The 25,817-nt window shown below is 68.7% G+C and carries 23 protein-coding genes; 15 read left to right on the forward strand and 8 right to left on the reverse strand.

Annotation, left to right across the window (positions count from 1 at the left end; all coding sequences use genetic code 11):
• Window positions 1-7 precede the first annotated feature (7 nt).
• Window positions 8-751 (reverse strand): adenosylcobinamide-GDP ribazoletransferase, encoded by a 744-nt coding sequence (locus LZ009_RS22110; protein ID WP_275700154.1) that lies wholly within the window; start codon window positions 749-751, stop codon window positions 8-10.
• On the reverse strand, window positions 748-2,295 hold the full coding sequence (gene ilvA, locus LZ009_RS22115; protein ID WP_275700155.1) for a threonine ammonia-lyase, biosynthetic: 1,548 nt from the start codon (window positions 2,293-2,295) through the stop codon (window positions 748-750). Before ilvA ends, LZ009_RS22110 begins: the two co-directional genes overlap by 4 nt.
• Window positions 2,296-2,512: 217 nt before the next feature.
• Here ilvA and LZ009_RS22120 point away from each other — a divergent pair, with 217 nt between their 5' ends.
• Entirely contained in the window at window positions 2,513-2,962 is a 450-nt protein-coding gene (locus LZ009_RS22120) for an OsmC family protein (protein WP_275700156.1), read from the forward strand.
• Here LZ009_RS22120 and coq7 read toward each other — a convergent pair.
• Window positions 2,959-3,576 carry a 2-polyprenyl-3-methyl-6-methoxy-1,4-benzoquinone monooxygenase gene (gene coq7 / locus LZ009_RS22125; protein WP_275700157.1) on the reverse strand — a complete coding sequence of 206 codons (618 nt, stop codon included), beginning with the start codon at window positions 3,574-3,576 and terminating at the stop codon, window positions 2,959-2,961. The genes LZ009_RS22120 and coq7 overlap by 4 nt on opposite strands.
• 295 nt (window positions 3,577-3,871) lie before the next feature.
• Here coq7 and LZ009_RS22130 point away from each other — a divergent pair, with 295 nt between their 5' ends.
• The 8 genes from LZ009_RS22130 to LZ009_RS22165 all read left to right on the forward strand — a co-directional run bounded on the left by LZ009_RS22130 (window position 3,872) and on the right by LZ009_RS22165 (window position 12,654).
• Entirely contained in the window at window positions 3,872-5,035 is a 1,164-nt protein-coding gene (locus LZ009_RS22130) for a porin (RefSeq protein ID WP_275700158.1), read from the forward strand.
• 80 nt (window positions 5,036-5,115) lie between these two features.
• A complete protein-coding gene (locus LZ009_RS22135) occupies window positions 5,116-5,823 on the forward strand; it encodes a DUF3047 domain-containing protein (protein ID WP_275700159.1) in 708 nt (235 codons plus the stop codon).
• Window positions 5,824-5,917: 94 nt separating this feature from the next.
• Complete coding sequence (locus LZ009_RS22140; RefSeq protein ID WP_275700160.1) at window positions 5,918-6,898, forward strand: ABC transporter permease; 981 nt, start codon at window positions 5,918-5,920, stop codon at window positions 6,896-6,898.
• A complete protein-coding gene (locus tag LZ009_RS22145) occupies window positions 6,898-8,127 on the forward strand; it encodes a M20 aminoacylase family protein (protein WP_275700161.1) in 1,230 nt (409 codons plus the stop codon). Before LZ009_RS22140 ends, LZ009_RS22145 begins: the two co-directional genes overlap by 1 nt.
• A gap of 55 nt (window positions 8,128-8,182) precedes the next feature.
• Window positions 8,183-9,757 (forward strand): ABC transporter substrate-binding protein, encoded by a 1,575-nt coding sequence (locus LZ009_RS22150; protein WP_275700162.1) that lies wholly within the window; start codon window positions 8,183-8,185, stop codon window positions 9,755-9,757.
• A gap of 5 nt (window positions 9,758-9,762) precedes the next feature.
• Complete coding sequence (locus LZ009_RS22155; protein ID WP_275700163.1) at window positions 9,763-10,674, forward strand: ABC transporter permease; 912 nt, start codon at window positions 9,763-9,765, stop codon at window positions 10,672-10,674.
• A gap of 7 nt (window positions 10,675-10,681) precedes the next feature.
• On the forward strand, window positions 10,682-11,659 hold the full coding sequence (locus LZ009_RS22160; protein ID WP_275700164.1) for an ABC transporter ATP-binding protein: 978 nt from the start codon (window positions 10,682-10,684) through the stop codon (window positions 11,657-11,659).
• Entirely contained in the window at window positions 11,656-12,654 is a 999-nt protein-coding gene (locus LZ009_RS22165; RefSeq protein ID WP_275700165.1) for an ABC transporter ATP-binding protein, read from the forward strand. Before LZ009_RS22160 ends, LZ009_RS22165 begins: the two co-directional genes overlap by 4 nt.
• On the opposite strand, the gene LZ009_RS22170 is transcribed toward LZ009_RS22165, so the two are convergent.
• The 5 genes from LZ009_RS22170 to zwf all read right to left on the reverse strand — a co-directional run bounded on the left by LZ009_RS22170 (window position 12,651) and on the right by zwf (window position 18,378).
• Complete coding sequence (locus tag LZ009_RS22170) at window positions 12,651-13,880, reverse strand: alpha/beta hydrolase (protein ID WP_275700166.1); 1,230 nt, start codon at window positions 13,878-13,880, stop codon at window positions 12,651-12,653. The genes LZ009_RS22165 and LZ009_RS22170 overlap by 4 nt on opposite strands.
• Before the next feature lie 61 nt (window positions 13,881-13,941).
• Window positions 13,942-15,594 (reverse strand): tetratricopeptide repeat-containing glycosyltransferase family protein, encoded by a 1,653-nt coding sequence (locus LZ009_RS22175; RefSeq protein WP_275700167.1) that lies wholly within the window; start codon window positions 15,592-15,594, stop codon window positions 13,942-13,944.
• On the reverse strand, window positions 15,591-15,986 hold the full coding sequence (locus LZ009_RS22180) for a DUF6165 family protein (protein ID WP_275700168.1): 396 nt from the start codon (window positions 15,984-15,986) through the stop codon (window positions 15,591-15,593). Before LZ009_RS22180 ends, LZ009_RS22175 begins: the two co-directional genes overlap by 4 nt.
• Window positions 15,987-15,995: 9 nt before the next feature.
• Entirely contained in the window at window positions 15,996-16,844 is an 849-nt protein-coding gene (locus LZ009_RS22185) for a MurR/RpiR family transcriptional regulator (protein ID WP_275700169.1), read from the reverse strand.
• A 79-nt stretch (window positions 16,845-16,923) separates the two neighbouring features.
• Window positions 16,924-18,378, reverse strand: a complete 1,455-nt coding sequence (zwf, locus tag LZ009_RS22190) for a glucose-6-phosphate dehydrogenase (RefSeq protein WP_275700170.1) — start codon at window positions 18,376-18,378, stop codon at window positions 16,924-16,926.
• 110 nt (window positions 18,379-18,488) lie between these two features.
• Between zwf and LZ009_RS22195 the strand changes: the two genes are divergently transcribed.
• From LZ009_RS22195 to LZ009_RS22220, 6 genes are all read left to right on the forward strand, one after another.
• Entirely contained in the window at window positions 18,489-19,502 is a 1,014-nt protein-coding gene (locus LZ009_RS22195) for an ABC transporter substrate-binding protein (protein WP_275700171.1), read from the forward strand.
• A 55-nt stretch (window positions 19,503-19,557) separates the two neighbouring features.
• A complete protein-coding gene (locus tag LZ009_RS22200; protein WP_275700292.1) occupies window positions 19,558-21,774 on the forward strand; it encodes an ABC transporter permease in 2,217 nt (738 codons plus the stop codon).
• A gap of 1 nt (window position 21,775) precedes the next feature.
• Window positions 21,776-22,816, forward strand: a complete 1,041-nt coding sequence (locus tag LZ009_RS22205) for an ABC transporter ATP-binding protein (RefSeq protein WP_275700172.1) — start codon at window positions 21,776-21,778, stop codon at window positions 22,814-22,816.
• A 44-nt stretch (window positions 22,817-22,860) separates the two neighbouring features.
• Window positions 22,861-23,808: a transaldolase gene (tal, locus tag LZ009_RS22210; RefSeq protein ID WP_275700173.1), complete on the forward strand. Its 948-nt coding sequence runs from the start codon at window positions 22,861-22,863 to the stop codon at window positions 23,806-23,808.
• Window positions 23,808-25,352: a glucose-6-phosphate isomerase gene (pgi, locus tag LZ009_RS22215; RefSeq protein ID WP_275700174.1), complete on the forward strand. Its 1,545-nt coding sequence runs from the start codon at window positions 23,808-23,810 to the stop codon at window positions 25,350-25,352. The genes tal and pgi overlap by 1 nt, the downstream gene beginning before the upstream one ends.
• Before the next feature lie 78 nt (window positions 25,353-25,430).
• Entirely contained in the window at window positions 25,431-25,817 is a 387-nt protein-coding gene (locus tag LZ009_RS22220) for a DUF805 domain-containing protein (RefSeq protein ID WP_275700175.1), read from the forward strand.

A 25,817-nucleotide genomic window follows, 5' to 3' on the forward strand; every position in this document is an offset into this window, starting at 1 on the left:
TCCGAAATTACCGCGGCAGCCCGAACGCGGCGCCGAGGTAGATCGCCACCTCGCAAACCTGCTGGGCGAAGCCGACGTCGTCGAGCTCGACGCCGCCGCGGCGCTGGAAGCGATGGCGCAACACGGCGAACGCGATGGTGCCCAGCACCAGCGGCAGCAGGAGGAACTTCGCCCCGCCGGCCAGCAGCATCAGCACCAGCGGCGGCACGCACCAGAGGCAGGCCGCCAGCAGCGCACCGCGGTCGGCGCGCCGCAGCAAAGGGTGATCGGCCTGCGGGCGGCGCGGCGGCAGGCTCCAGGCGACCAGCAAGGCAAAGAGGCGCGACAGGGCGGCGGCGCCCAATAGAGCGGTCAGCAGCCCGACGCCCGAATGCAGTCCCAGCAGCGCCAGCAAGGCGAGCTTGGCCGCCAGCACCAGCATCAGTCCCGCGGGTCCCGTGCAATGGGCCAGGCTTTCTTCCGCCCGCACGCCGGCGACGAGCGCCATCGCCATGCTGGCGGCGACGGCCGCCACCAGCGGGCTCAGCGGCCCCGGCGGCAAGGGGAGGGACACCAGTGCGAAGACGACGCAGCCGGCCATGCCGGCGAGCAGGCCCACGCCGGGCCAGTGCCGCGCGCTGTCGGCCGTGTCGGCCGGCAACAGCTGAGCCCAGGCCGCGAGGCTGCCGGGAATGCGGATGCGCGAGAACGCCTGCGTCGCCGCCAGGCAGCGGCGCAGGAACAGCAGCGAGGAACGGCGCAGCGCGGTCACTGGCTGCGCAGGAAGAGGCGGTACACCGGGTTGGCGGTCTCTTCGACGTAGGGGTAGCCCAGTTCGTCCAGGAAGGCCTGGAAGGCGGCGCCATCTTCCGCCGGCACCTGCAGGCCCACCAGGATGCGGCCGTAGTCGGCGCCCTGGTTGCGGTAGTGGAACAGCGAGATGTTCCAGGTCGGGCGCATGTGCGACAGGAACTTCATCAGCGCCCCGGGCCGCTCGGGAAACACGAAGCGCAGCAGGCGCTCGTCGTGCGCCAGGGGCGAGTGGCCGCCGACCATGTGGCGCACGTGCTCCTTGGCCAGCTCGTCGTGCGTGAGGTCCAGCGTCTCGAAGTCGTGGCGCGCGAAGTTGGCCGCGATGCGCGTCGACTCGCCCTTGCCGTGCGTGGCGAGGCCGACGAAGACGTGAGCCTGGCTCGAATCGCTGATGCGGTAGTTGAACTCGGTGACGTTGCGCGGCCCGCCCGGCAGCGCGCCGATCACCTCGCAGAAGCGGCGGAAGCTGCCGCGTTCCTCGGGGATGGTGACGGCGAACAGCGCCTCGCGTTCCTCGCCGACTTCGGCGCGCTCGGCGACGAAGCGCAGGCGGTCGAAGTTCATGTTGGCGCCGCAGAGGATGGCGACGTAGGTCTCGCCGCGGGTCTTCTTCTCGGCGACGTACTGCTTGATCGCGGCCACCGCCAGCGCGCCGGCGGGCTCGACGATGCTGCGGGTGTCGACGAAAACGTCCTTGATGCCGGCGCACACCGAGTCGGTGTCGACCAGCATGTACTCGTCGACCAGCTCCCGGGTCAGGCGGAAGGTCTCCTCGCCCACCAGCTTGACCGCGGTGCCGTCGGAGAACAGGCCGACGTCGGCGAGCGTTACGCGCTCCTTCGCCGCCACCGAGCGCGCCATGGCGTCGGAGTCGTTCATCTGCACGCCGATCACCTTGATGCCCGGGCGCACCGCCTTGATGTAGCTCGCCACGCCCGAGATCAGGCCGCCGCCGCCGATGGCGACGAAGACGGCGTCGATCGGGCCCTGGTGCTGGCGCAGGATCTCCATCGCGATGGTGCCCTGGCCGGCGATGACTTCCGGGTCGTCGAAGGGATGCACGAAGGTCAGGCCCTGCTGCTCGCGCAGCTGCACGGCGTGGCCGTAGGCGTCGGAATAGCTGTCGCCGTGCAGCACCACCTCGCCGCCGAGTGCCTTCACCGCGTCGATCTTCACCTGCGGCGTGGTGACCGGCATCACGATCAGGGCGCGGGCGCCGAGCTTGTGCGCCGCCATCGCCACGCCCTGGGCGTGGTTGCCGGCGGAGGCGCAGATCACGCCGCGCTGCAGTTCCTCCGGCGTGAGGTGCGCCATCTTGTTGTAGGCGCCGCGCAGCTTGAAGCTGAAGACGGCCTGCTGGTCCTCGCGCTTGAGCAGCACCTTGTTGTGCAGCCGGCGGCTGAGGTTGCGGGCGGGCTCCAGGGCGCTTTCGACGGCAACGTCGTAGACGCGGGCGGTGAGGATCTTCTTGAGGTAGTCCTCTGGCTGCAGCGGTTGGGTCATGTGGTGCAGGATGATAGAAAAAAGCCCCTGGATCTTGCGATCCAGGGGCTAAATCCACCAAAGGAGGAGGTGGAGGAGACAACCGGTGCGTAGCGAATCGCTATGCTTGCGCCCAGTATAAACCCGTATTTGTTGCATTGCACAAGCCCCTGTGGCGGCGCGGCATCGCAATTCGCGGAAATTATTGGCGGAAAGCCTCAGCAACGAAGGAACGACGATGGAATGCACAGTGACATGGACCGGCGCCACGGGCGCGCGCTCGGGCATGGGCTTCCTGGCGGAGACCGGCACCGGCCACACCTTGATGATGGATGGCGCGCCCGACGAGGCGCGGCCGGAGAACGGCGGCCGCAACCTGGCGCCGCGGCCGATGGAGACGGTGCTGGCCGGCACCGGCGGCTGCACCGCCTACGACGTGGTGCTGATCCTCAAGCGCGGCCGCCACGACGTGCGCGGCTGCTCGGTCAAGCTCAGCGCGGAGCGCGCGCCGACCGACCCGAAAGTGTTCACGAAGATCCACATGCACTTCACGGTGCAGGGCCGCGGCCTGCAGGCGCAGGCCGTGGAACGCGCCATCGCCATGAGCCACGAGAAGTACTGCTCCGCGAGCGCGATGCTGGCGAAGACGGCGGAGATGACGACCAGCTTCGAGCTGGTTGAAGACTAGATGTAGTGCGCGGTGGTGGTCATCACCTTGGCCGCCGCGCGCATCGCAGCCCGCACCGGCGGCGGCAGTTCGATGCCGCCCGCGCGCTGCGCCGCCTCGGCGTGGGCGCGCTCGTCGTCCTTCATCTGCGCCACGATGGCGCGTGATGCATGGTCGCCGGCGGGCAGCCGTTCCAGGTGGCTTTCCAGGTGCGCTTCCACTTGGCGCTCGGTCTCGACCACGAAACCCTGGCTGACCGGATCGCCGAAGCGGCCGGCGACCAGGCCGAGGCCGAAGGCGCCGGCGTACCAGAGGGGATTGAGCAGCGAAGGGCGCGCCCCCAGTTCTTCGAGCCGCGACCGGGTCCAGGCGAGGTGGTCGGTCTCCTCGCGGGCCGCCTGCTCCAGGCGGGCACGGGTGACGGGGTCGGAAGCGGTCATCGCCTGCGCCGTGTAAAGCGCCTGGGCGCAGACCTCGCCGACGTGGTTCACGCGCATGAGGGCGCCCGCATGGGCCCTTTCCTGGGCGCCGAGGTGGGTGTCATCGGCCGGAACCACCGGGCAGGGGCGGGTGGCGCGGGGGGTGGCGAACAGCGTCCGCAGGGCGCCGTCGAGCGCGCCTATCAAGCGATCCATGGACAAAGTGTAATTCGCGCCATCCTGGGGCGATTTGTAGGACGGATGCCCGTCGTTTTGCGATACGAAATGGGTGTTGCGTGAGGTCCACTCAGCGGTTATGCGCTTGTTGTCGGTGTGCAACGAATGGACTCGGTTCCGGCTAAATCCTTTGCGAACGCGGGGGCCGTCTGGTGCAATAGCAACAACTTCCCAAAAGGAGGTTGGCCCGGGGATCCGGTGGGAGCACGAACGTGCCTGCATTCCGATCTCCCAATCGCACCGGAGCCCTATGTTTAACCTTGGAGAAACTTGCATGAAAAAGTCCCTCATTGCGCTGGCCGTGCTGGCTGCCGCTGGTGCGGCTTCCGCTCAGTCGTCGGTGACCCTGTTCGGTATCGTCGACGCCACGCTGGCCTGGGGTCGTGGTAACGGCGCCGGCTCTGTCGATCGCTTCCAACTGACCAACTCGGGCTACAACAGCTCGCGTCTGGGCTTCCGTGGTACGGAAGACCTGGGCGGCGGCATGTCCGCCTCCTTCTGGCTGGAAGCCGGTCTGAACAACGACGACGGCCGCGGCGCTGCCACCAACACCAACAACACGATCGCCGGCGGCGCTGCTGCTGGCCAAGCCGGCAGCCAAGGTCTGACGTTCAACCGTCGTTCCACGGTCAGCCTGGCTGGCAACTGGGGCGAACTGCGCCTGGGCCGTGACTACACCCCGTCCTTCTGGAACCTGACGGTCTTCGATCCGTTCGGCACCAACGGCGTGGGCACGAACCAGATGCTGAACGGCGTCGCCAGCGGCGTGAACCCCTTCACCGGCACCGCCGCCGCGTCGGCCAACCCGGGCGGCTTCTACCCGACCCAAGTTCGTGCTTCGAACTCCATCGGCTACTTCCTGCCCCGTAACCTGGGCGGCTTCTACGGCCAGGCCATGTACTACAGCGGCGAGAACCAGGCCACTGGCGCTCGTGACGGCAAGGGCTACAGCGGCCGCGTCGGCTACGCTGCTGGTCCGTTCAACGTCGCGCTGGGCTACAACCGCCAGCGCATGGTTGGCACCGCGACCACGGTCGCCGGCGTCCAGGGCGACATCCGCACCTGGAACATCGGTGGTCAGTGGGACTTCGGCGTCGCCAAGCTGATGGGCCAGTACGGCCGTGACGACGTCCAGCTGGGCGCTCCGGAAATCAACGGCCGCGGCTGGCTGATCGGTACCCTGGTGCCGGTCGGCGCTGGCGAAATTCGCGCTTCCTACAGCGAATACCGCGTCAGCTCCAACATCATCGCCAACGACCCGAAGAGCCAGAAGTTCGCGCTGGGCTACGTGCACAACCTGTCCAAGCGGACCGCCCTGTACACGACCTACGCCTACCTGAAGAACCGCGACGGCGCCAACAGCGCTGTCAACGGTGCCTCCACCGCCGTGAACGAGAACTCGTCCGGCCTGGACCTGGGCATCCGCCACAGCTTCTGATTTTCGAAGCGGCCGCAAGGCCGCTGCAGAAAACAAGAAACTTGAAAGCCGCCTTCGGGCGGCTTTTTTTATTGAACGCCATGAAGTCCCTCGCCCGCGCCGCCTCGGCCATCCTCCTGCTGCTGCTTGCCGCCTGCAGCTCCGTGCCGCCCGCGCCGCTGGCCGACCTGGCCGGGTCTTCCTGGCAGCCCTGGTCGCACCAATCGCTTCCGGGCAAGACGCCCACCCTGTTCAAGAACGTGCGCATGGACGGCCGCGACGCGATCGCCGTCGACGCCAAGTCCTCCGCGAGCATGCTGCGGCACAACCTGCGCGTCGAGCCTTCGGAGCTCGGGCGCCTGCGCTTCTCGTGGAAGGTGCCGGCGCTGATGGAAGACGCCGACCTCGCGACGCGCGAAAAGGACGATGCGCCGGTGCGGCTGGTGCTCGTGTTCGAAGGCGACCGCAGCCGTTTCTCCGCGCGCGACGCCGCGCTGTCGGAGCTGGCGCGCCTGCTGACCGGCGAGGAGCTGCCGTATGCGACGCTCATGTACGTGTGGTGCAACCGGCGCGAGGCCGGCACCGTGATCACCAGCCCGCGCACCGACCGCATCCGCAAGTTCGTGGTGGAGTCGGGTGCTGCGCACCTGAACGAATGGCGCGACTACGAGCGCGACATCCGCGCCGACTACCAGCGCGTGTTCGGCGAGGCGCCCGGCGCCCTGGTCGGCATGGCCATCATGACCGACAGCGACAACACCCATTCGCGCGCCCGCGCCTGGTACGGCCCGGTGAGCGTCGCCCATTGATAAGCCGGCGGAAATTCGTTTAGGCCTCAAGGAAAGCCCGGTGTCGGCACGCGGATTGCTCTGCTAGCATCGAAGTCCCCTCGCGCCCCATCGAATGCTCGCCTTCATCCTGCGCCGCGTGTTCCAGGCCCTCATCGTGATGGTGGTCGTGGCCTACATCGCTTTCCTGCTGTTCCAATATGTCGGCGATCCGGTGGTGTTCCTCCTGGGGCAGGACGCATCGCCGCAGCAGATCCGCCAGCTGCGCTCCGACCTCGGGCTCGACCAGCCCTTCTTCGTGCAGTTCTGGCACTTCCTGGTGAATGCGGCGCAGGGCGAATTCGGCCTGAGCCTCCGCCAGGGCGCCAAGGTCTCGCGCCTCATCGCCGAGCGCTTTCCCGCCACGCTGGAACTGGCGCTGGTGGCTGCCGGACTCGCCCTGATCCTCGGCATCCCGATGGGCGTCTATGCGGCCCTGCGCCGCGGCACCTTCCTGAGCCAGGCCTTCATGATGGTCTCGCTGCTGGGTGTGTCGCTGCCGACGTTCCTGATCGGCATCCTGCTGATCCTCGTCTTCGCTGTCATGCTCGGCTGGTTCCCCAGCTTCGGCCGCGGCGAGACGGTGCAGGTCGGCTGGTGGTCCAGCGGCCTGCTCACCCGCGACGGCTGGCACCACGTGGTGCTGCCCGCGATCACGCTGGCCGTGTTCCAGCTCACGCTGATCATGCGGCTCGTGCGCGCGGAAATGCTGGAAGTGCTGCGCACCGACTACATCAAGTTCGCGCGTGCCCGCGGCCTGTCGAACCGCACCATCCACTTCGGCCATGCGCTGAAGAACACCCTGGTGCCGGTGCTCACCATCACCGGCCTGCAGCTGGGTGGCCTGATCGCCTTCGCCATCATCACCGAGACCGTTTTCCAGTGGCCCGGCATGGGCCTGCTGTTCATCCAGGCCGTGACCTTCGCCGACATCCCGGTGATGGCGGCCTACCTGTGCCTGATCGCGCTGATCTTCGTCCTCATCAACCTGGTGGTGGACCTGCTGTACTTCGCCGTCGACCCGCGCCTGCGCGTCGGCAGCGCCGGAGGCCATTGATGCTCGCTCCCGTCGCCGCGCACGCGCGCGCCCTGGCCCATGGCCGGCCCTTCGCCCACATCTCGCAGTTCCATCCGGAGCTCACGGCATTCCGGCGCGACCTGCACGCCCATCCCGAGCTCGGCTTCGAGGAGGTCTACACCTCGGCGCGGGTGCAGGAGTCGCTGCGCCTTTGCCAGGTCGACGAGGTGCATGCCGGCATCGGCAAGACCGGCGTGGTCGGCATCATCCGCGGCAAGACCAACACCAGCGGCCGCATGATCGGCCTGCGCGCCGACATGGACGCGCTCACCATGACCGAGGCCAACGACTTCCCCTGGAAGTCGGGCAAGAGCGGGATGATGCACGGCTGCGGGCACGACGGCCACGTCGCCATGCTGGTCGGCGCCGCGCGCTACCTGGCCGAGACGCGCAACTTCGACGGCACCGCGGTGCTGGTCTTCCAGCCCGGCGAAGAAGGCTTCGCGGGCGCCAAGGCCATGATCGAGGACGGCCTGTTCCAGCGCTGGCCGGTGGAAGCGATCTACGCCATGCACAACTGGCCCGGCCTCAAGCCCGGCTGCTTCGGCATCCGCAACGAAGCGATGATGGCCGCCGCCGACCGCGTGACGATCGAGATCACCGGCAAGGGCGGCCACGGCGCGCATCCTTACCTCGCGGTCGACCCGGTGCTGGTCGCGGCGCACATCATCACCGCGGTGCAGAGCATCGTCTCGCGCAACGTGAAGGCGGTCGACGGCGCGGTGATCAGCCTGTGCGCGATGAACGCCGGCGACCTGCACGCGATGAGCGTGATTCCCGGCAAGGCCACGCTGGTCGGCACCGTGCGCACCTTCCGTCCCGAGGTACAGGCGATGGTGGAGCGGCGCCTGAACGAACTTTGCAGCGCCGTGGCGCTCGGCTTCGGCGCAACCGCCACGGTGCACTACGAGCGCATCTATCCGGCCACCATCAACACCGCGCGCGAAACCGAATTCGCCGGCAACGTCGCCGAGTCGCTGGTCGGCCCGGAGAACGTGGTGCGCGACATGGAGCCCAGCATGGGCGCGGAAGACTTCTCCTTCATGCTGCAGGTGAAGCCCGGCGCCTACCTGCGCATCGGCCAGGGCGGCGAGGGCAGCTGCATGCTGCACATGACGCGCTACGACTTCAACGACGAGATCCTGCCCCTGGGCGCGGCGCTGCATGCCGCCCTGGTGGAACAGGCCATGCCGGCGGCCGCGCCCTGAGCGCGGCGGCCCGACGATTTTCCCAGGCATCACTTCCAACAAAGGAGCCACGAGCATGCAACTGAAAAAACGAACCATCGCCGCCGCAGCCATCCTGGCGCTGGCCGCCGCCGCGCAGGCGCAGACGGTGCGCGTCGCCAACCAGGGCGACTCGCTGTCGATGGACCCGCACTCGCTCAACGAGTCGCTGCAGCTGTCCGTGACCGGCAACGTGTACGAGCCGCTGGTCGGCCGTGCCAAGGACCTGAGCCTGGCGCCCGCGCTGGCCACCTCGTGGAAGCAGACCTCGCCCACCGTGTGGCGCTTCGAGCTGCGCAAGGGCGTCCTGTTCCATGACGGCACGCCGTTCACCGCCGACGACGTGGTGTTCTCGTTCCAGCGCGCCGCCGGCGAAGGCTCGGACCTCAAGAGCAACATCAACGACGTGAAGGAAGTGCGCAAGGTCAACGACCACACGGTCGACATCGAGACCAAGACGCCGTTCCCGATCCTGCCGAACCAGCTGACCACGCTCTACATGCTGAGCAAGAAGTGGTGCGAGCAGAACCAAGCCACGCGCCCGGTGGACCGCCGCAAGGGCATCGAGAACGCGGCTTCCTTCCGCGCCAACGGCACGGGCCCGTACCGCCTGCGCGAGCGCCAGCCGAACGTGCGCACCACCTTCATCCGCAACGGCAACTACTGGGGCACCATCGACGGCAACGCCCAGGAAGTCATCTTCACCCCGATCGGCAACGACGCCACCCGCGTCGCCGCGCTGCTGTCGGGCGAGATCGACGTGATGGAGCCGGTGCCGGTGCAGGACATCGACCGCATCAACGCCTCCGCCGGCGCCAAGGTGCTGGCCGGCCCCGAGCTGCGCACCATCTTCCTGGGCATGGACCAGAAGCGCGACGAACTGCTGTACTCCAGCGTGAAGGGCAAGAACCCCTTCAAGGACAAGCGCGTGCGCCAGGCCTTCTACCAGGCCATCGACATCGACGGCATCCAGAAGACCGTGATGCGCGGCGCCTCCAAGCCCACCGGCCTGATGATCGGCCCCGGCGTGCACGGCTTCAGCGAGGCGGCCAACAAGCGCCTGCCCTACGACCCGGAAGCTTCCAAGAAGCTGCTGGCCGAAGCCGGCTATCCGAGCGGCTTCGAGGTGACCATGAACTGCCCGAACGACCGCTACGTCAACGACGCGCGCATCTGCCAGGCCGTGGCCGCCAACCTGTCGCGCGTGGGCGTGAAGATCAACCTGGCCGCCGAGACCAAGGGCACCTACTTCCCGAAGATCCTGCGCCGCGACACCAGCTTCTATCTCCTGGGCTGGACGCCGTCGACCTACGACGCGCACGACGCGCTGAATGCGCTGATGGCCTGCCCCGACGACGCCGGCGCCGGCCAGTTCAACCTGGGCGCCTACTGCAACCCGGCGCAGACCAAGCTGATCAAGCAGATCCAGGCCGAGACCGACAAGGGCAAGCGCGACGCCATGATCGCCGAGGCGATGAAGCTGCACTCCGACGACATCGGCCACCTGCCGCTGCACCAGCAGGCGCTGGCCTGGGGCACGAGCAAGAAGGTCGACATCGTGCAGCGGGCCGACAACTACATGCCCTTCAAGTGGATCAGCATCAAGAAGTGAAGTAGTTGAAAGCAGCCCTTGCGCGTTGGTTCGACAGCGACGTCGGCCACAGTTTCCGCACGTCGCCCGTGGCCATGGCCGCGGCGGCGGTCGCGTTCCTGTGCGTGTTCTGTGCGGTGTTCGCCCCCTGGGTGGCGCCGCACAATCCGTTCGACATCTCCACGCTGGTGCTCGGTGACGCGCAGCTGCCGCCGGCCTGGATAGAGCGGGGCAGCGCCAAGTACCTGCTGGGCACCGACGACCAGGGCCGGGACATCCTCTCGGTGCTGATGTTCGGCGCCCGCATCTCGCTGGTGGTGGGCATCGTCTCGGTGCTGCTGTCGATGCTGATCGGGGTCGCGCTCGGCCTGCTGGCGGGCTTCATGGGCGGCTGGGTCGACACTTTCCTGATGCGCCTGTGCGACGTGATGCTCAGCTTCCCCGCCATCCTGGTGGCGCTGATGATCGCCGGCGTCGGGCGGGCGCTCTTTCCCAATGCGGCCAACACCGTGGCCTTCGGCGTGCTGATCCTCGCCATCACGCTCACCGGCTGGGTGCAGTACGCGCGCACGGTGCGCGGCTCCACGCTGGTGGAGCGCAACAAGGAATACGTGCAGGCCGCGCGCGTCACCGGCGTCTCCAAGCGCCGCATCATGAGCGGCCACGTGCTGCCCAACGTGATGGGCCCGGTGCTGGTGCTGGCCACCATCCAGGTCGCCACCGCCATCATCACGGAAGCCACGCTGTCCTACCTGGGCGTCGGCGTGCCGATCACGCAGCCCTCGCTGGGCACGCTGATCCGCAACGGCAACGACTTCCTGATGTCGGGCGAATGGTGGATCGCGCTGTTCCCCGGCCTGATGCTGGTGCTGATCGCTCTGTCGGTGAACCTGCTGGGCGACTGGCTGCGCGACGCCATCAACCCGCGCTTGCGCTGAACCACGAATGTCGCTGCTGCAAGTCCAGAACCTGGTCGTCGAATTCCCCACGCGGCGCGGCACGCTGCGCGCGCTCGACGACATCTCCTTCGAGATCGCGCCGGGGGAAATCCTCGGCGTGGTCGGCGAGTCCGGCGCCGGCAAGTCGCTGACCGGCGCCGCCATCATCGGGCTGCTCGAGCCGCCGGGGCGCGTCGCCTCCGGGCAGATCCTGCTGGAAGGCGAGCGCATCGACAACCTGCCTTTCGAGCGCATGCGCCACATCCGCGGCCGCAAGATCGGCGCGATCTTCCAGGATCCGCTCACCTCGCTGAACCCGCTCTACACGATAGGGCGGCAGCTGGTGGAGACGATCCAGGCGCACCTGCCGGTGACGGCGCAGGAAGCGCGCCGGCGCGCCATCGGCCTGCTGGAAGACACCGGCATCCCCGCCGCGGCCGAACGCATCGACCACTTCCCGCACCAGTTCTCCGGCGGCATGCGCCAGCGCGTGGTGATCGCGCTGGCCCTGGCCGCCGAACCCAAGCTGATCGTCGCCGACGAGCCGACCACCGCGCTCGACGTCTCGATCCAGGCGCAGATCATCCAGTTGCTGAAGAAGGTCTGCCAGGAACGTGGCGCCGCCGTCATGCTGATCACGCACGACATGGGCGTGATTGCCGAGACCTGCGACCGCGTGGCGGTGATGTACGCCGGCCGCGTCGCCGAGATCGGCCCGGTGCACGAAGTGATCAATACGCCCGCCCACCCTTACACGCTGGGCCTGATGGCCGCCATACCGGACATCACCGTGGACCGCGAACGCCTGAACCAGATCGACGGCGCCATGCCGCGCCTGAACGCCATCCCCACCGGCTGCGCCTACAACCCGCGCTGCCCGCGTGCTTTCGACCGCTGCATGCGCGAGCGCCCGGACCTGCTGAATGCGGGCGCGACCCGCGCGGCCTGCTGGCTGCACGACGCCAACGCGGAGGCCGTGGGATGAGCGACGCTCCGCTGGTCCAGGCGCGCGACCTGGCCAAGACCTTCGACGTCTCCGCGCCTTGGCTGAACCGCGTGCTGGAAGGCAAGCCGCGCCAGCTGCTGCATGCGGTGGACGGCGTCAGCTTCGACATCCGCAAGGGCGAGACGCTGGCGCTGGTCGGCGAGTCCGGCTGCGGCAAGAGCACGGTGGCGCGTTTGCTGGTCGGCCTGTACCAGCCCACGCGCGGCGGCTTCACGTTCGACGACCAGGATGCCCACGCGGCCTTCAAGACCGCCGCCGGACGCAAGCTGCGCCGGCGCATCCAGATGATCTTCCAGGACCCGTACGCGAGCCTGAACCCGCGCTGGAAGGTCGAGCGCATCGTCGGCGAGCCGCTGAAGGAACACGGCCTCATCACCGACGCGGCGCAACTGAAAGCACGCGTCGCCGAGCTGCTGCAGTCGGTGGGCCTGAGCCCGCTGGACATGGTGAAGTTCCCGCACCAGTTCTCCGGCGGCCAGCGCCAGCGCATCTCGATCGCGCGCGCGCTCGCGACGCAGCCCGAGTTCCTGGTCTGCGACGAGCCGACCTCCGCGCTGGACGTCAGCGTGCAGGCGCAGGTGCTGAACATCATGAAGGACCTGCAGCGCCAGCAGGGCCTCACCTACCTCTTCATCTCGCACAACCTGGCCGTGGTGCGGCACGTGAGCGACCAGGTCGGCGTGATGTACCTCGGGCGCCTGGTGGAACTGGCCGGCAAGCACCAGCTGTTCGGCCAGCCGCGCCACCCGTACACGCGCATGCTGCTGGACGCGATCCCGAAGATGCACGACACCGGCCGCGCACGCACGCCGGTGCAAGGCGAAGTCCCGAATCCGCTGAATCCCCCCACCGGCTGCGCCTTCAATCCGCGTTGTCCGTTCGCCAACGAGCGTTGCCGCGTCGAGCGGCCGGCGCTGCTGGAGATCGAGGGCATCCGCGTGGCCTGCCACGCGGTGGAGGAAGGCCGCATCTAGCGCGCGAGCGCCGGATACAGCCGCAGCAGTTTCTCGCTCACGCAGTCCACGTAGTTTTCGGGGATGCGCCACACCAGCGTGCCGGGCTGGTTCTCCAGGCAGCGCTGCGCCGGCGGGATCGGGTAGCGCAGCGAGAGCAGCACGTCGGTGGAGATCACCTCGTTGGCGTACCAGTAGCCGTGGCCCTTCATGCCGCCCATCTCGTGGGCGCCGCGCACGCTGGTGACGTCGATCGCCTGCAGCCGCGGGTCGGACGCCAGCCGGCGGATTTCTTCCACGCTCAGGTCCGTGATGTCGGGCCGGCCCAGGCGCGAGGCGCCGGCGATCAGCGACGAGAAACCCAGCGCGCGGTCGATGCGCGAGTAGTACACGAGCACCTGGCGCGCCAGGTCCAGCGAAGGCTGCACGTGCTCGCTGGCGAAGGTCTTGAGGTCCACATCGGAGGCCACGTACATGACGTTGCCGATGCGCCAGGACTTCTGCAGTTCGTCCCGGCTCGCGGCCGGCGTGCGCGCGCGCAGCCGGTCCAGCGCCGCGGCCAGCAGGGGCGAGCCGCAGCTATAGGCCATCACGCTGATCTGCTCCGCCTTCGTGCGCGCGAGCAGCGCCAGCATGCGCTCGATGGCCGGGATGTACTGCTCGGCACGCGGGCAGTCGGTGAGGTAGTTCCAGAACATGCTGCCCGTCGGCCACTGGAAGGTGACCACCGCGCCCTGGCCGAGATAGTGCGAGAACGATCCCATCTGCACCGCGACCTCGTTGAAGGCCACGCGGTAGCCATGCACGTAGAACACGAGCGTGGGATTCTTCGTGCGCGCCAGCTGCGCGTCGATGGCCTGCACGAAAGCGTCGTCGGCCTGAGGAACGGTGCCGAACGCCTGCACGGATTCCACCGCGCCGTTGCGCGGCTTGGCCACGGTGCTTGCCTGGTCGGAGGCCATCAGCGCCGCCCAGTCCCAGCCGGGCTCGCCCAGCCGCACCTGCGCGACGCCGAGCTCGACGCCATCGGCACTGGAGTTGCTGTAGTTCTCGGGGCTTTCGGTGCGCGCGCGCGTGGTCGCGTAGAACACCGGCAGGCGGGTGGTGCGCAGCGCCTCCGGCATGGCACGCTCGAAGTCCAGCCGTGGTTCCTTCAAGACCGCCGGCGTGGGTGCGAGGTGCCAGTTGGTGGTGGAGCAGCCGGTCAGCCACAGCAGCGCGAGCAGCGCGAGGAGCAGTCGTTTCATCCGGGCTATCGGACCGCAGCGGCGGGCCGCTGTCCATTGACCCTTGGTCTTACCCGCGCGTTCAGCCCACGGTGGCCAGTTCGCCCGCCAGGCGGCCCAGCGCCGACGCCCAGTCGCTCGGCGCCGGCTGCCGCAGCAGCGTGTGCCGCGGATACCAGGGCGTGTCGGTCCTGCCGGAGAGCCAGCGCCAGTCGGCCGAATGGGCCAGCAGCACGAAGGTGCGCGCGCCCAGTGCGCCCGCGAGGTGGCCGATCGAGGTGTCCACGCACACGACGGCATCCAGCGACGCGATCTGCGCGGCCGTGTGTTCGAACGTGTTCTCGCTGAAGCGCTGGATGCGGCGATCCGCTTCGATCAGGCGCAGGTCCTCCGGCGCGACCTCCTTCTGCAGGCTCCAGTAGCTGGCGTCGCGCGGCAAGCCGGCCAGCAGGTTCGCGAGCGGGATCGAGCGCCGGTGGTCGTTCGGGTTCGCGGCGTTGCCGCTCCAGGCGAGGCCGATGCGCGGCCGGCGCGCCGGCCCCAGCTCCTGGCTCCAGCGCTGTGCCAGCGCGGGATCGGGGCGGACGTAAGGCACCGGCGCCGGCACGTTGTCCAGGGTGGTGCCGCAGGCGAAGGGCAAGGACATGAGCGGGCAGTGGAAATCGCAGGCGCCGGGGTCCGTGCCCTTGGCGATGACGTCGCCCAGTCCCGGCTGGCCGCGCAGCAGCGCCACCAGCGGCCGCTGCACTTCGAGCTTCACGTTCGCACCCTGCGCCTGCAGCACGGCGGCATAGCGGCAGAACTGCAGCGTGTCGCCCAGCCCCTGCTCCGCGTGCAGCAGGATCGTGCGGCCGGACAGCGGAACCTCGCCCCGCCAGGGCGGCGCGGCGAACGTGCGTTGCACGTCGGCCATCGCCGGCATGCGCAGGCGCCACTCGTATTCGCGCCAGCCACGCGCGAGGTCGCCCATCGTCAGCAGCGCGATCGCCTGGTTCCAGTGCACGTCGGCGTTCTGCGGATCGAGCGCGAGCGCGCGTGCGTAGCTCGCCAGGGCTTCTTCCTGGCAGTGCATGTCGCGCAGCACGTTGCCCAGGTTCATCTGCAGGTCCGCGTCGCGCGGGCGCGCTTGCGCGACCTTGCGGTACAGCTCCAGGGCCTCCTGGTGCAAGCCCAGTTCCAGCAGTGCGTTGGCGAGGTTCGCCTGGACGTCGGGGCTGCCCGGCCGCAGGGCGAGTGCCCGCTCGTGCCGCGCGCGCGCTTCCTCGAAGCGGTTCAGCTCGTAGAGCGCCACGCCCAGGTTCATCTCGGTCTCGGCGGCGTTCGCCTCGAGCGCCAGCGAACGTTCGTAATGCGCGATCGCCTCGTCGTGGCGCCCCAGCTTGTGCAGCGCCATGCCGGCGTTGTTCAGGACATCGGCGGCCTCGGGGCGCAGGGCCAGCGCACGACCGTAGGCGGCCAGCGCGTCTTCGAACCGGCCCAGCTGGTGCAACGCGACGCCGCGCCGCAGGTGCAGTTGCGGGTTGTCGGCCACCTGGGCCAGGGCCTGGTCGAAGCTGGCCAGCGCCTCGTCCAGGCGTCCCGATTGCTGCTGCAGGATGCCGAGGTGGAAGAGGGTCTGCGCGTGCGTGGGAGCGAGCCGCAGCACGTCGCGATAGAGGATCTCGGCCAGCGGCAGCTGGCCCTGGCGATGCAGCGCCAGCGCCTCGTCGAAGCGCTGCTGGGCGCGGGCGCTCACGTGTGGCTCTTCTCTTCGATCAGGGCGGAGCCGAGGAGCAGGTTGATCTGGCGCTTGACGGCGGCGCGGCGGTCGTTGCCGGCGTAGATGCTGCGCGCGCTCGCCACGAAGGACTCGTCGAAGCGGCCATTGCGTTCGCAGGCGCGGACCACGTTCTCCAGGTCCCACAGCTGCTCGTTGATGCCGCGCAGCTGCGCTTCCAGGTCCTGCAGTTCGGCCCGGCGCTCCGTGCCCGCGGCAATGCGGTCGGCGATCTCCGCCAGCAGCGCCAGCTCGCGCTCCACGTTGGCGCGCTGTTCCGGCGACGCGATGCGCTCCCGCTTGATCTGCAGGATGGTCTTCTTGTCGAAGAGTTCGCCGGCTGCGACGGGAACCAGGATGGCGGCGCTCATGCGGAAATTCTACGCATAGCGCTTGGTGCGCAGGTTGTTCTTCATCTCGCGCAGCAGCGGCTGCAGCCGTCCTCCGCCGATGCGCAGCGCCACCGTCGTCGCGAGCACGTCGATGATCATCAGGTGCAGCAAGCGCGACACCATGGGGCTGTAGCGGTCGTAGCCTTCGGGATGGTCGGCCGCCAGGTGGATGTGGCCCGAGCTCGCGAGCGGCGAACCGGTGGCGGTGATGCAGATGGTCGTCGCGCCGTTGCGGCGGGCGATGTCGCAGGCATCCATCAGGTCGCGCGTGCGGCCCGAATTGGACACCACCACCAGGCAGTCGCCGGGCCCGAGCAGCGTCGCGCTCATCACCTGCATGTGGCCGTCGCTGTAGGCGATGGTGTTCACGCCCAGGCGGAAGAACTTGTGCTGCGCGTCCTGCGCCACGATGCCCGAGTTGCCGGCGCCGTAGAACTCGATGCGGCGGCCGGTCTTGTAGGTGGCCGCCAGCGCCTCCGCCGCCTTCTCGATGGCGAAGGTCGAGGCGTCGTTGCGGTACTTGAGGAAGGCCGCCACCGCGTTGTCGATCACCTTGACCAGGACGTCGTTGGTCTTGTCGTCCGGGTCGACGCTGCGGTGGATGAAGGGCACGCCCTCGCTCACGCTGCCGGCCAGCTTCAGCTTGAAGTCCGACAGGCCGTCGTAGCCCATGCTGCGGCAGAAGCGCACCACGGTCGGCTTGCTCACGTGCGCGCGGTCGGCCAGTTCGCTCACCGGCAGGTTGGCGAAGGCGCGCGGATCGCCCAGCACCAGGCGCGCCACCCGCTGCTCCGCCGGGGCCAGCGAAGGCATGGAGGCCTTGATGCGGTCTAGCATGTGAGCCTCGCCGGGCCGCCCCAAGAGGCGAAGGCCCCCTCGGGGGGCAGCGCAGTGCACGAAGTGCCAAGCGTGGGGGCTAACATTCTTCAGGCCAGCAGAAGCCGTCGCGCGCGATCATCGCGCTGGCGGCGGGTGGCCCCCACGTCCCGGCCGCATAGGAGCGCGGGTCGCGCGCGTCGTTGCGCCAGTGCTCGAGGATCGGCTCCACCCAGCGCCACGCTTCCTCCTGTTCGTCGCTGCGCACGAAGAGGTTCAGCCGCCCGGCAATCACGTCCAGCAGCAGGCGCTCGTAGGCGCCCACGCGCTCGGAGCCGAAGCGCTTGTCGAAGTCCAGGTCCAGGTGCACGGGCGCCAGCGTGTGGCCGTTGCGCCGGTTCTCCTGGCCCAGCGCCAGCATGTGCAGCTCGACGCCGTCGCGCGGCTGCAGGTTGATCACCAGGCGGTTGGTGGCGCCCGCGGGTGCATTGAAGATGGCATGGGGCGCCTCGCGGAAATTCACCTCGATGTGCGCTTCGCGCTCGGCCAGCCGCTTGCCGGTGCGAATGTAGAAGGGCACGCCGGCCCAGCGCCAGTTGGCGATCTCGGTGCGCAGCGCCACGAAGGTCTCGGTGCTGCTTTGCGGATCGACGCCCGGCTCCTCGCGGTAGCCCGGCACCGCCTTGCCGTCGACCGTGCCGGCCGTGTACTGGCCGCGCACCACGTGCTGGTCCAGCGCTTCCGGGGTCCAGCGCTTGAGCGAGCGCAGCACCTTGAGCTTCTCGTCGCGGATGGCGTCGGCATGGGCGTTGATCGGCGGCTCCATGGCCAGCGCGCACAGCAGCTGCAAGGCGTGGTTCTGCACCATGTCGCGCAGGGCGCCGGTCTGGTCGTAGAAGGCGCCGCGCTTCTCCACCCCGAGTTCTTCGGCAATGGTGATCTGTATGTTGGAGATGTGCTCGCGCCGCCAGACCGGCTCGAACAGGGCGTTGCCGAAGCGCATGGCAAACAGGTTCTGCACCGCCGGCTTGCCCAGGTAGTGGTCGATGCGGAAGATCTGCTTTTCGCTCAGCACCTTGCGCACGGCCTCGTTGATCTCGCGGTTCGACGCCAGGTCGTGGCCCAGGGGCTTTTCCAGGACCAGCCGGACGTTCGCTCCGTTCAGCCCGGCGGCCGCCAGCTGCTCGCACACCGTGGTGAACAAGGTGGGCGCCGTCGCCAGGTACATCACCACCGTGTCGGCCTGGCGCTCTTCCAGCAGCTTCTTCAGCCGCTCGTAGTCCGCGGGCTTCGACAGGTCCAGGCGCAGGAAGTGCAGCAGCTGCGCGAAGCGCTCGAACTCCTCGGGCGTGGGCCGCTTGTTCAGGTCGACCTCGTCGAAGCGGGAGCGGATCAGGTCGCGGTACTGCGCGTCGCTGAGGTCGTCGCGGGCCACGCCGATGATGCGGCCGCCGGCGGGCAAGGTGCCGTGGCGGAAGGCCTGGAACAGGGCCGGCATGAGCTTGCGCCAGGCGAGATCGCCCGTGCCGCCGAAGAGAACGAGATCGAAACTCATGCCGTCACTGTAACTTAGTTTCATAACGGCGAATGGTAGTTTCCCGGTGCCGCCAGAGCGGTCCCGCAGCTAAGCTCCACCGGTGTAATTCCGTTACTTTGGAGCATCAAATGCAAAAGGCAGTCGCAGGACTTGCATTCGTTCTCGCCTGCGGTTCGGCGGCGGCGCAGGGCCAGGTCAACGTCATCTGCTCGGTGCAGGCCGAGTGGTGCAACATGCTGTCCACGGTCTACGCCCGCACCACCGGCACGAAGATCAACGTCGTGATGAAGGGCTCCGGCGAAGCGCTGGCGCAACTGATCGCCGAGAAGGACAACCCCAAGACCGACGTCTGGTTCGGCGGCACCGGCGACCCGCACCTGCAGGCCGCGGAGCAGGGCCTCACGGTCGAATACAAGTCGCCCTCGCTGCCGCAGCTGCACGAGTGGGCGCAGCAGCAGGCCAAGCAATCGGGTTACAAGACCGTGGGCATCTATTCGGGCCCGCTCGGCTTCGGCTACAACCCCGAGCTGCTGGCCAAGAAGAAGCTGGCCGTGCCCAAGACCTGGGCCGACCTGACCAAGGCCGACTACAAGGGCGAGATCCAGGTCGCGAACCCCGCGTCCAGCGGCACCGCGTACACGATGATCGCCACGCTGGTGCAGCTGATGGGCGAGGACAAGGCCTTCGACTATCTCAAGAGCCTGCACAAGAACGTGGGCAACTATCCGCGCTCGGGCACCGGCCCGATCAAGGCGGTGGCGCGCGGCGAGACCGCGGTGTCCATCAGCTTCGTGCACGATGGCCCGGGCGAAAAGATGCAGGGCTTCCCGGTCGAGACGATCACGCCCGCCGACGGCACCGGCGCCGAGATCGGCTCCATGAGCATCGTCAAGGGCGCGCGCAACATGGACGCGGCCAAGAAGTTCTACGAGTGGGCGCTGACGCCCGCGGCGCAGGAGATGGCGGCGGCGGCCAAGCAGTTCCAGCTTCCGAGCAACAAGGCCGCGAAGGTCGACGCGCGGGTGCCGGACTTCAAGAAGATCAAGTTCATCAACTACGACTACGCCAAGTACGGCGCCAGCGCCGAGCGCCGGCGCCTGATCGCGCGCTGGGAAAAGGAAGTGAACGCGCTGCCTCGCTGATCGAAGCCGCGTGACTTCTCCCGCCCTGCTTCCCGAGGAGGCCGCCGCCCTGCGCGTGCCCGGGCTGCCCACGAGCCTGCGCGACGCCAATGCGCCGTTGTGGGCCTGGGTGGCGCTCGGGCTGGTCGCCTACCTGCTGTTCCCCTGGTACGCCCTGCAGGACGGCAACGGCCTGCTCGCCATCGGCCAGGCCTGGAGCGGCGCGGAGACCGGCAACGGCTTGCTGCAGGCCCTGTCCTTCGGCCGGCCCTGGCTCTGGATCGGTTTCGCCGGGCTGCTCGCCTGCGCCGCCGCGGCAGCGATGAAGCCGGGCCGCGCGCAAGGCAGCCTGCTGCTGCTCGGTGGCGGCGCGGGCGCACTGGGCCTGCTGGCCGGGGGCTTCCTCATCGGCGCCAAGGGCTGGAGCTTCGCCTTCTTCAACACCACCTTCGGCGAACTGTCGCTGCAGCAGTTCGGCATGGGCTGGGGCGCATTCCTCGCGTTGGCCGCTCTCGTCGTGCTTGGTGCGTTCGGCCTCGCGCGGCGGGGCCTGTTCCGCGGCGACCTGTTCGTGGCGGCCGCCGTGGTCGGCAGCGCGAGCCTGCTGGCGCTCTTCATCGTGTTCCCGGTGCTGAAGTCGCTGGCCGGCGCCTTCTTCGGCGAAGACGGCCGCTTCGGCCTGGCATCCTTCGCCGAGCGCATCTTCAACGAACGCAACTTCGGCCTGGGCTGCCTCGCCGGGGGCGTGCGCTGCGGCGTGGCGTGGAACACGCTGCTGCTCGGCACCGCGGTGGCGGCCAGCACCACGCTGCTGGGCACGCTGATGGCGCTGATGGCCGAACGCGGGCCGCGCCGCTATGCGAAGCCGCTGAACATCCTGGCGATGCTGCCCATCATCACGCCGCCCTTCGTTGTGGGGCTCGGCTTGATCCTGCTATTCGGCCGCGCCGGCATCGCCAACCAGCTGCTCGAGTGGGCCTTCGGCATCCCGCCTTCGCGCTGGTTCTACGGCGCCTTCGGCGTCTGGCTCGCGCAGACCTTCGCGTTCACGCCCATCGCCTTCATGATCATGCGCGGCGTGGTGCAAGGCATCGCGCCCAGCCTGGAGGAAGCGGCGCAGACGCTGCGCGCCGACAGCGAACGCACCTTCGCGACTATCACGCTGCCGCTGCTGCGGCCCGGCCTCGCCAACGCCTTCCTGGTCGGCTTCATCGAGAGCATGGCCGACTTCGGCAACCCGGTGGTGGTGGGCGGGCAGTTCTCGGTGCTGTCCACCGAGATCTTCTTCGCCATCGTCGGCGCGCAGTACGACCAGGGCCGCGCGGCTTCGCTGGCGTGGCTGCTCACCCTGTTCGCGTTGGCGGTGTTCGCCCTGCAGCGCTGGGTGGTCGGACGCCGCAGCTACACCACGGTGACGGGCAAGGGCGACGCCGGCGTTCCGATGGCGCTGCCGCGGCGCGCGCGCCTGGCCGTGCAGTCGATCGCGCTGCCCTGGATCGCCTTCACGCTGGTGGTCTACCTGTTCGCCTTTGCCGGCGGCTTCGTGCAGACCTGGGGCCGCGACTACACCTTGACCCTCGCGCACTTCAAGACCGCCTTCGCCTTCGAGTGGGGCCAGTTCGGCGCGGTCTGGGCCGGCACCGCGTGGAACTCCTTCTTCACCACCATCAAGCTGGCGGCGATCTCGGCGCCGCTCACCGCGGGACTCGGCCTGCTGATCGCTTGGCTGCTGGCGCGCACGCAGTTCCGCGGCCAGGGCTTCTTCGAGTTCGCCGCGCTGCTCGCCTTTGCCATCCCCGGAACGGTGCTTGGAGTGAGCTACATCCTGGCCTTCAACGTGCCGCCCTTCGAGCTGACGGGCACCGGCCTGATCATCGTGCTGTGCTTCCTGTTCCGCAACCTGCCGGTCGGCGTGCGCGCGGGAACGGCGGCCTTCCAGCAACTGGACAAGTCGCTCGACGAGGCTTCGCTGATGCTGCGCGCGTCCACTGCGCGCACGCTGCGCCACGTGGTGCTGCCGCTGTTGAAGCCGGCGCTGGTGGCGGCGCTGGTCTACAGCTTCGTGCGCGCCATCACCACGGTGTCGGCGGTGATCTTCCTGGTGACGGCGGAAAACGAACTGGCCACCACCTACATCATCGGCCGCGTGGGCAACGGCGACTACGGCGTCGCGCTGGCCTACTGCACGGTGCTGATCGTCATGATGAGCGCCGCGACCGCGGCCATCCAGTGGATCGTCGGCGAGCGGCGGCTGGGTCGGCGCGCCGCGGCCATTACAACTCCGGGGACCTGAAGTGAGCATCGAGTTCCACAACGTCACGAAACGCTATGGCACCGATCCGGCCGCGCCGCTGGCCGTCCAGGGCATCAGCTTCACGGTGCCGCGCGGCAGCCTGACGACCATCCTCGGCCCCTCGGGCTGCGGCAAGACGACGACCTTGCGCATGATCGCGGGCCTGGAAGCGCCCACCAGCGGCCGCATCGTGATCGCGGGCCAGGACGTCACCACGCTCGGCCCGGCGCAGCGCAACGTCAGCATGATGTTCCAGAGCTATGCCTTGTTCCCGCACATGGACGTGCTGGAGAACGTGAGCTACGGCCTGCGCATGTCGGGGCTGGCGCGCGCGGTGGCGCGCGAAAAGGCGGCCGAGGCGCTGCGCAGCGTGGGCCTGGTCGGCTTCGACGCCCGCCTGCCCAGCGAGCTGTCCGGCGGACAGCAGCAACGCGTGGCGCTGGCGCGCGCGCTGGTGCTGGAGCCGGCGGTGCTGCTGTTCGACGAGCCGCTGTCCAACCTGGACGCGCGGCTGCGGCGCGAAATGCGCGACGAGATCCGCTCGCTGCAGCAGCGCCTGCAGCTCACGGTGGCCTACGTCACGCACGACCAGAGCGAGGCGCTCGCCGTCAGCGACCAGATCATCGTCATGGACCACGGCGTCATCGCGCAAAGCGGAACGCCGCAGCAGCTGTACGAAACGCCGGCCAGCGAGTTCGTCGCCGGCTTCATGGGCGAGGCGATGCTGTTCCCCGCGCGCGCCGACGCCTCGGGAACGGTGGCGCTGGGGCCGCTGCGCATCACCCCGCGCACGACCGTGGCGCCGGGCGCGGTGAAGGTCGCCGTGCGTCCGGAGGCCTGGCACGTCGGCCCGCCGGGCCACGGCCTGAACGGCCGCCTGGCCAAGCTGGCTTACCTGGGCAGCAACTACGAATACACCTTCGAGACGGAGCTCGGACCGATCTTCGTGGTCTCGCCCGAACTCGATCGCGTGCTCAGCCTTGGGAGCGACGTGGGCCTGCGGCTCGCGGACCATGGCGTGTCGGTGGTGCAGGTTTCGTAACCGGGCCGTACCGCGCGCGGGGTGCGCCGCACCATAATTGCCGCATGAATCAACTGGATGCATTGAAGCAGTTCACCACGGTGGTGGCCGACACCGGCGACTTCCGCCAGCTGGCGCAGTACCAGCCGCAGGACGCCACGACCAACCCCTCGCTGATCCTCAAGGCCGTGCAGAAGGCCGAGTACGCGCCGCTGCTGCAGGACACCCTGCAGCGCCACCGCAAGGAGCCGCTGGACGAGCAGATGGACCGGCTGGTGGTCCGCTTCGGCTGCGAGATCCTACAGATCATCCCCGGCCGCGTTTCCACGGAGGTCGATGCGCGCCTGAGCTTCGACACCGCCGCCACCGTCGCGCGCGGCGAACGCCTGGTGGCGCTGTACAAGGCCGAAGGCGTGGGCACCGAGCGGCTACTGATCAAGGTGGCCTCGACTTGGGAAGGCATCCAGGCCGCCGCCCAGTTGCAGCAGCGCGGCATCAAGACCAACCTCACGCTGCTGTTCTCCTTCTGCCAGGCCGTCGCCTGCGGCCAAGCCAAGGTGCAATTGATCTCGCCTTTCGTGGGCCGCATCTACGACTGGTACAAGAAGAGCGCCGGCGCGAAGTGGGACGAGGCGGCGAGCGCGGGCGCCAACGACCCCGGCGTGAAGTCGGTGCGCGAGATCTACCAGTACTACAAGCACTTCGGCATCGCGACCGAGGTGATGGGCGCCAGCTTCCGCAACACCGGGCAGATCCTGGCGCTGGCGGGCTGCGACCTGCTCACGATCAGCCCCGAGCTGCTGGCTCAACTGGCGGAAAGCGATGCGCCCGTGCAGCGCGCGCTCGACCCGGCGCAGGCGAAATCGCTGGACCTGCGGCAGGTTCGCTACGACGAAGCCGGCTTCCGCTGGGCGCTCAACGAGGACGCCATGGCCACCGAGAAGCTGGCCGAAGGCATCCGCGCCTTCGCGGTCGACGCGGTGAAGCTCGAACAGCTGCTGAAGGCGAACTGATGGCGACGCCGCGCGTCCGCTGCGACCAGGCGGCCGCCTGGTCCTTGCTGCGGCAGCACTTCGACAAGGGCGGCCGCGGCTTCGACCTCCGGCAGGCGTTCGCGCAGGACGCGGGCCGCTTCGCCGCATTCAGCCAGGAAGCGCCGCACGTCTTTGCCGATCTCTCCAAGAACCGGGTCGACGCCGAAGCGCAGGCGCTGCTGGTCCGGCTGGCGCGGGAGTGCGGCCTGGAAGCGCACCGCGACGCGATGTTCGCCGGCGAGCGCATCAACACCACGGAAAACCGCGCGGTCAAGCACTGGCTGCTGCGCGCGCCGCGCATCGCCGGCGACGGCGACTCGCAGGCGGTGCACGAAACGCTGGACGCGATGCTGGCCTACGCCGAGCGCATCCGCGCCGACGCCGGCATCACCGACGTGGTCAACATCGGCATCGGCGGCTCCGACCTGGGACCGCAGATGGCGGTGGCCGCCCTCGACAGCTTCGTGACGCCGGGCAAACGCTTCCACTTCGTCTCCAACGTCGACGGCCACGAACTGGCCGCGGTGCTGAAGCAGTTGGATGCGCAGTCCACGCTGTTCCTCATCGCCTCGAAGACCTTCACCACGCTGGAGACGATGACCAACGCGCGCTCGGCCAAGGCCTGGTTCGAGGCGCAGGGCGGCACCGACACGGCACGCCACTTCGCCGCGCTCACGACCAACGTCGGGGCCGCGCGCGCCTTCGGCATCACCACCACCTTCGGCTTCTGGGACTGGGTGGGCGGCCGCTATTCGCTGTGGTCGGCCATCGGCCTGCCGATCGCCATCGCGGTCGGCGCCGACGGCTTCCGCCAGCTGCTGGCGGGCGCGCATGCGATGGACCAGCACTTCCGCACCGCGCCGCTGGAATCGAACCTGCCGGTTCGGCTGGGCCTGCTGGACGTCTGGTACCGCAACTTCCACGGCTTCACCAGCCGCAGCATCGCGCCCTACCACTCCGCGCTGCGGCGCCTGCCGGCCTACCTGCAGCAGCTCGAGATGGAAAGCAACGGCAAGAGCGTGGACACCGAGGGGCGCGCGCTGGCCTACGGCACCTCGCCCGTGCTCTGGGGCGAGCCCGGCACCAACGGCCAGCACGCCTACTTCCAGATGCTGCACCAGGGCACGGACACGGTGCCGGTCGAATTCTTCGCGGTGCGCAGGCCCGCCCACGGCCTGCCGGTCCACCACGACCTGCTGCTGGCCAACGCGCTGGCCCAGGCCCAGGCCCTGATGCAGGGGAAGGCGGATGCCGGCGGGCACAAGAACTTCAGCGGCAACCGCCCGAGCAGCTTCTTCCTGCTGGACGCGCTGACGCCGGCCAGCCTGGGCGCGCTGCTGGCGATGTACGAGCACCGCGTCTTCACCAGCGGCAGCCTCTGGGGCATCGACAGCTTCGACCAGTGGGGCGTGGAGCTGGGCAAGGTGCTGGCGCAGGACATCGCGCCCCGGCTGGCAACAGGCGACGCCGGTGGGCTCGATCCTTCGACGGCCGGATTGCTGCAACGCATTCGCGGCGCCTGATCGCCGCCGGGGCTGGCCCAACAAGCGCGCCAGCCCCTATCATCTCCCCCGGGGACGGACCCCGGAGGAGTGCCAGCCGTGAATTTCAGCGAGGCCATCAAGGCCTGCTTCAGGAAATATGCCGACTTTTCGGGCCGCGCCGGCCGGCCGGAGTTCTGGTGGTTCGCGCTGTTCCAGGTGCTGGTGCTGCTGGTGGCCGGCATGCTGGGCAAGTTCGTCCATGTGATCGTGGTGGCGGCGCTGTTCGTGCCGGCCATCGCCGTCGGCGCCCGCCGGCTGCACGACATCGGCAAGAGCGGCTGGTTCCAGCTGCTCTACCTGATTCCGCTGGTCGGCATCCTGCTGCTGATCTACTGGTTCGTGCAACCGGGCGAGGAAGGCGGCAACCAGTTCGGCAGCCCGGAAGTCACGCCTTACTCGCCGACGGTGATGCCTGGCCCGGGCCCCGGCCCCGGCCAGCAGTAA

The organism is Ramlibacter paludis, from assembly GCF_022012305.1.
GTDB classification, from domain to species: domain Bacteria; phylum Pseudomonadota; class Gammaproteobacteria; order Burkholderiales; family Burkholderiaceae_C; genus Ramlibacter; species Ramlibacter paludis.